Annotated in this window: 5 protein-coding genes; all 5 read left to right on the forward strand. The window is 40.8% G+C overall.

Translation table 11 applies throughout. From position 1 onward, the window contains the following. The first annotated feature begins 126 nt into the window (after nucleotides 1–126). Entirely contained in the window at nucleotides 127–2,544 is a 2,418-nt protein-coding gene (locus tag J6U00_RS00305) for an ABC transporter permease (protein WP_296577437.1), read from the forward strand. A 14-nt stretch (nucleotides 2,545–2,558) separates the two neighbouring features. Further along, nucleotides 2,559–3,317 carry an ABC transporter ATP-binding protein gene (locus J6U00_RS00310; protein ID WP_296577439.1) on the forward strand — a complete coding sequence of 253 codons (759 nt, stop codon included), beginning with the start codon at nucleotides 2,559–2,561 and terminating at the stop codon, nucleotides 3,315–3,317. 10 nt (nucleotides 3,318–3,327) lie between these two features. Further along, nucleotides 3,328–4,722, forward strand: a complete 1,395-nt coding sequence (locus J6U00_RS00315) for a C45 family autoproteolytic acyltransferase/hydolase (RefSeq protein ID WP_296577441.1) — start codon at nucleotides 3,328–3,330, stop codon at nucleotides 4,720–4,722. Between the two features lie 47 nt (nucleotides 4,723–4,769). Continuing rightward, nucleotides 4,770–5,450 (forward strand): response regulator transcription factor, encoded by a 681-nt coding sequence (locus J6U00_RS00320; RefSeq protein ID WP_296577444.1) that lies wholly within the window; start codon nucleotides 4,770–4,772, stop codon nucleotides 5,448–5,450. Further along, the coding region (locus tag J6U00_RS00325; RefSeq protein ID WP_296577446.1) for a histidine kinase dimerization/phospho-acceptor domain-containing protein at nucleotides 5,447–6,388 on the forward strand (942 nt) is incomplete at its 3' end. The genes J6U00_RS00320 and J6U00_RS00325, both read left to right, overlap by 4 nt.

Here is a 6,388-nt window from a genome sequence, read left to right on the forward strand (position 1 = left end):
ATAATAATGAATCTTCGCATCATATTAATTGATTGTTGAAAAATTATTTTATTTAAAGACTTTTTAAACTTTAATGTGTTATCATAATATCAGCGGCAAGGAAAAAATACATCGGAGGTTAGGGATATGTTCTTTAAAATGCTGAAAAGCGACCTTAAACGAAAAAAAGGTCTGAACGTAATACTGTTCATATTCATATCTGTCGCGTCGATACTTGTATTTGCAGGCTCGGTGCAGATATTCTCCAATTTCACCCGTGAGCAGACGGCAAAGAGACTGTGTCACAGTTCTGACGCTATATTCTGGACAGTAAGGAACAAGGAAGGCAGCGAAGAGATAAGTCAAAAAGCCGTGGAGCATCTCGACAGCATCAACAATGTCAGCGAATGGAGCATGTCGGAGATGACGCTGATAAATATTAAGAATCTGGACTTCCCCGACTACGACGAGGAAGATAACTCCTACGTCTTCAGCGGTAAGATACAGTGCTTTTTAACACTCCCCCGTGAGCACGACCTCACCTATGACCTTGACGACGAGCCATTTTATGTACCAAACGGATGTATCGCCGTCCCAACCGAAATATCACTCGAGACAGGCGTAAAAAAGGGTGATTTCATCAGGTTAACAAGCGATACAGGTGATACTTACGAACTTGAGGTCTGCACTGTATTCAAGGACAATATCGTTAACGGACTGTGCAGATATATTGTCTCCGACGAGGACTACAAGGTACTTTCGGAGAGCTTCGTCAGGAGGTTCACCTCCTACAACGTATGCCTGAAGGACAATTCCTACATAAAGATAGAAGCTGTCGAGAACGAGCTTGAAGAAAACGGCGTTCCGCTGATAACTATAGCCTACATGGGCTATGTTGACGACAATCTCGTTATGATGCAGATAATTTCGGTATTCATCATACTCATAAGTGTTTTCCTTATCGCGATAATCTTTATGACAATACGTTTCACCATGATAGTCGATCTCAAGAGCGAGGAAAAGGAGATTGGCATGATGAAGGCTCTGGGTATAGAGTCGTTCAGCTTCCGCTGGATATTTGCCGCTAAATACATAGCCTTTGCTATAGTTGGCGGTATCATAGGTATAGCCGCGGGACTCCCGCTTGCGGCTATACTGGTGAATATGTTTGGTCCCGACGTCATTCTCCCCGAGAGTTACGTCATGGTACTTATCGGCATAGCGTCCGTAGTTGTGATGATATTCGTAATGATAGCTTTCTCGCTCTTCGTAATGCGTAGGATAAAGAAAATATCCATTATCGACGCCATTCACGGCGAGAACCACGGTGAGCGCTTCAAGAAGGGCTTCCCGCTGTTTCTACACAAAAGGAAGAAGATGTCTGTGCCGCTGTTCTTTGCGCTGACGGATATCCTCGGGCGCTTCAAGCGCTACATTTTCCTCATCATAGCCTATTTGCTCGGAGCGGCGATACTCCTGCTGGTATTCAATGTCAGAAACAGCATCATCAACCCGCATTACACACGTTTCTGGGGGTATCACGACTACGATTTCAAAATAAGATACTCTGATGATGAATACGACAGCATTCACAGAGAAATGCAGAAAACAGGCAGGAACTTCTATGAAGTAATGAATGACAGATTTGCCGCAGCAGGAATACCCGCCCATTACGACTTTATGTACGATGGAAGCGGATACATTGACCTCGATGACGGAACGAGCCATTATATCAGTATTGAATGGAAGGAAGGCGAGCCTGAAAAGTTCATCTACCGAAAGGGTGGTACAGCTCCGAAGCTTGCCAACGAAGCCGCTATGAGCGCATATACCGCAAAAAAGATAGGCGTGAAAACGGGTGATGTTATAAAGATGAGGATAAACGAGAACAATACTGACCACACTGGGCGTGTCCTTGTCGAGAGAGAGATAGTGATAACAGCTCTGATAGACTATATGGAGCAGAACTCGCCTATAATGATAATGGGCGACGACTTCGAAGGCGCATACAAATTAGGGGAGTTCAACACGGGATGTACTATCGACGCTCCCGAAAGTCAAAAGCCTGCCGTGATAAAACAGTTGAGAGAATTTACTGACGGAAGAGTATTAGACGGAAACGAAGCCATACGCCGCGATGTCGGCAACTTTGACAGGCTGTTCCTGCTTCTCGAATATGGCGTGGGAGGAGCTGTGCTGCTGGTGCTGATGCTCATAACATACCTTTACATGAGCATATTCGTCGCCGAAGAGGTACCCGAGACGGCTCTGCTAAAGAGCATGGGCTTTCGCGATATCACAATAAAGTCGGAGTATATGATAAGGATAGCACTACTCCTGCTGATATCGCTGATACTCGGCGAGGGGTATATTTGGACGCTCGGCAATATTATGTTCGAAACTTTTATGAGGCAGTACGAGGTCACGGGAATGGGATTCGAGTTTGAATTTCCCATTAGCTTCATAGTGATACCGCTCATCATGCTTTTCTGCTTGCTGCTGACGGCACGATTCACGCTGAGAGACATAAAACACATCGGTATTTGGAAGATATCCGAGGAATAAACGGAGGAACATAAATGAATACAGTCTTATCGGTCAAGGACCTTTGCAAAACATACATAATAAGGAAAAACAGCAACAATGTGCTAAGGAATATCAGCTTCGAGCTCAGCGAGGGTGAATTCGTCACTGTTATGGGGCCGAGTGGAAGCGGCAAATCCACTCTGCTCTACACAGTCAGCGGCATGGATTCAATGACTTCAGGAACAGTAGAATTCATTGGAAGAGATTTAGGCTCACTCAACAAGAAAGAACTATCAAAACTTCGCCTTACTGAAATGGGATTCATATTTCAGCAGATGTATATGATGAAAAAGCTCTGCATACTCGACAATATTGTACTTCCGGCATATCAGGCTGGAATGTCGCATAGTGAAGCTAACAAACGAGCAGAATCTCTTATGAGAAGATTAGATATTATTGAGACTGCAGAACATGAAGTTAATGAGGTATCTGGTGGCCAACTTCAGCGAGCTTGCTTATGCAGAGCGCTAATAAACCGACCTCAGATTATCTTTGCAGATGAGCCAACAGGAGCACTTAACTCAAAAGCAGCTGCTGATGTTATGCGCGAACTGACAAATACAAACCGTGAAGGTACAAGTATCATGATGGTCACTCACAGCGTAAAAGTTGCAGCTATGAGCGATAAGATACTATATCTTATGGACGGTGATATTCAAGGAGAGATTGAACTAGGTAAACTTAATGACGAAGGTGAGCTTTCAAACAGAGAACATATCCTGAGTAAGTGGCTCATGGAACGTGGATGGTGAGGAACAAGTAATGGAAAAGAGAAAGATAACAATTATACTCACAGCACTAATTACGTTTTCCTCAGCTATAAGTTCGTGTGGAAGAAGAGGATACGAAGAATTTGTTATACCAGAACAGGGACCAAGTACTCTTCAACCAATAGAAAACATATACAGGGACAATAGTGATGAAGAATTGCTTTCTGTTACAGAAAACACTTATAAGACCGTATCTAGTTCTGACAAACTATGTGAAATACAATGTAAGAATAGCTATTATGATGTTACACTAGATAAAGAACTAGGCACTCCTTATGATGTCGGCGCCGCATACGCTGAGGCTATACAACTCGCATATGAAAATTATACAGTTTTTTGTGAAGGGTATATTTTCGAAAATATCAATGCTGCTTTCAACGATCTCAACAACGATTATTCAAGTATTGAAAAAAGAACTGACCACTTCTTTTCATCTCTAGACAAAGAATACAAAGACGAGCTAGAAGGTTTTGCCGATACAATAAGCGGAAACAGTACAGGTATAAAAGAAGATGGCATTCTTTCAAAAGAAGAAGCCATCCTTATCCAATTTGTTCCAGACGTACTACGTTCTACTGCATGTAGCGCAATTTCTGCTAATGGAAAAACAACTTCGACCGGAGAAAGATTAACCTGCCGGCTCCTTGAATGGCAACTAGGAAGTAATAATCAATTATGTGAAAATCATGCATTTATACACATGAAAAACGGCGATAAGAGTTTCGTTTCATTATCTTATCTAGGATCACTCACAATTCTTTCTGCAGTAAATAATGATGGATTGATGCTCGGAGAACTTGACGTAGGAAGCGACAATATGGTAGAATATACCAGTAACAATAAAATAAGCTACACATATGCATTAAGATACGCTCTTGAAAACTGCACCAATGCGAAAGAAGCTGCAACATACCTTGTTTCAAATGCTTCTCAATTTCCATACTGTGTAAATGTCCTGGCAACGGATAAAAGTGATGCTTTTGTTGCAGAACTCTGTGTTTCCGATGAGATTGGTACTTCGCTGATACGAGATAGTAATACTCCACTGATGACAGGCGTTGATTGGAACAATCCTAATTATATATGTGCAGTAAATTCCTTTGCTGCCGAAGGTAACAACGACAATCTTTCCTTAGTTACAAATAACATTATCAGATGGAAAAGATACAATGAACTTTTTTGTAATGAAAATAATCTGTCTCTTAAGCGTATGAAGCAACTAATGACATGCGAAAAAACAGATAATGACCTCTATCGAATCCGAAGTAATAACCTGGTTCATATGATGTTGGTAGACTATTCAACGTGTAAATTACATGCTTTACTAACTGACAAAGATGGCGTTGATGACAAACCTGTATTCATCGATCTTGGCAGCTGGAAATAAATGATACACATATAATCCTTATCTGAATTTCATGCATGGAGAATGATATGACTGATATTCTTATTATTGAAGATGACGCTGAACTTGGGCAACTCCTAAGTGATTTTCTGAAAAAAGAGGGCTACTCGGTAAAGCTTTGCAGCTCTGCTGAGGAAGCCCTTGTGTTGCTTAAAGAAAATATTTTTCGCCTTCTGCTGCTCGATGTTATGCTACCAGCCATGAATGGTTATGAAACATGCGAAATGATTCGCAGGAACCAGGATATTCCTATTATAATGATGAGCGCTCAGACCAGCGAGGAGAACAAGCTGCTCGGCTATGAAACGGGAGCGGATGATTATATTGACAAACCTTTTTCAGTTAAGGTTCTTACTGCAAAGATTCGGGCATTAATGAAACGGAAAACACAAAGCAACACTGGTAGGATATTAAACTACTATGGTATATCACTTGACACTGCTTCACGTCGTGTTACACTAAATAATAATGAACTAAAACTTAATGTTAAAGAATTTGAACTTCTACAATTCCTCATGGAACACGAAGGTGAAGCCATAAGCAAAGAAGACCTGTTCTGTGCTGTCTGGGGGACCGACTGTTTCACTGAACCAAGCACCGTAAGCGTGCACATACGATGGCTTCGTGAAAAAATAGAACAGGATCCTAACTCTCCTCAACTCATTCAAACAGTATGGAAGATAGGATACAGATTTGGTGCAAGCAAATGAAAAAGATTGTTCGTATTTTGATTGTTGCAACTGTACTCTTTATTGCTGTAATATCATGCTTCAATATTCTCTTTACCAAAATGTCTCAAAGGCGGAATATTGATATAAACACCGTTGCAAACAGGATAAATCACATTATTACCGAAAACTATGTCAACAGTGATGAAACACCTGATAAAACGATCACTGAAAATCAAGAATTATGGAAAGATACATACGGAGAAAAAGCACCTATTTCCATTTTATTCATACCAATTAATTCTGACAACAATTCAAGATTTTTCAAAGCTGCAAATGAGAGATGTGCATTATGCAGTTTATATAACAAAAACGGAGATCTTGTTGGACTCATAGAATATCAATTCTCAGATACTCCCTCTATTTTACTTAGGCTATGTGTAAATGCTGTTTTATGTATCTGCTTCATATTAGTCGTAATATTTATCTCAGGTACATACATCAAAATCATAATGCCATTCAGAAAGCTCTCTGAGTACCCCGAAAGGCTCGCAAAACTTAAAGATATTCAAAAACTCCCCGAAAGTAAAAACCGCTACTTTGGAAAATACATATGGGGGATGAATATGCTTTCGGATGTTCTGGCTTCAAACAGCCGACGAATACACATTCTCGAGGGTGAACGCCAGAAACTAGTAACATCAATTGCTCATGGCGTAAAAACTCCCGTTGCAAATATACGGCTCTATACTGATGCCGTTCGCACTGGACTATATTCCAATTCTCCAATGGCCTCAGACATAGCCGATAAAATAGATAAAAACGCAGAAAAGATCCAATTGCTTGCTGAAGAATTAATGTCTGCTTCGTATGCATCATTTGATGGATATGATATTGATATTTGTTCGTTTTACCTTGATGAACTAGCTGATCTCTTGAAAAATGAATACACGGACAGAATGAAGTTGCTCCACATTCCG

It is taken from the genome of Ruminococcus sp., from assembly GCF_017650195.1.
GTDB lineage: Bacteria > Bacillota > Clostridia > Oscillospirales > Ruminococcaceae > Ruminococcus.

Bases quoted from the DNA above. Each gene is read 5' to 3' on its own strand.
- J6U00_RS00305 (WP_296577437.1), top strand. From the start codon at position 127: ATGTTCTTTAAAATGCTGAAAAGCGACCTTAAACGAAAAAAAGGTCTG.
- J6U00_RS00310 (WP_296577439.1), top strand. From the start codon at position 2,559: ATGAATACAGTCTTATCGGTCAAGGACCTTTGCAAAACATACATAATA.
- J6U00_RS00315 (WP_296577441.1), top strand. From the start codon at position 3,328: ATGGAAAAGAGAAAGATAACAATTATACTCACAGCACTAATTACGTTT.
- J6U00_RS00320 (WP_296577444.1), top strand. From the start codon at position 4,770: ATGACTGATATTCTTATTATTGAAGATGACGCTGAACTTGGGCAACTC.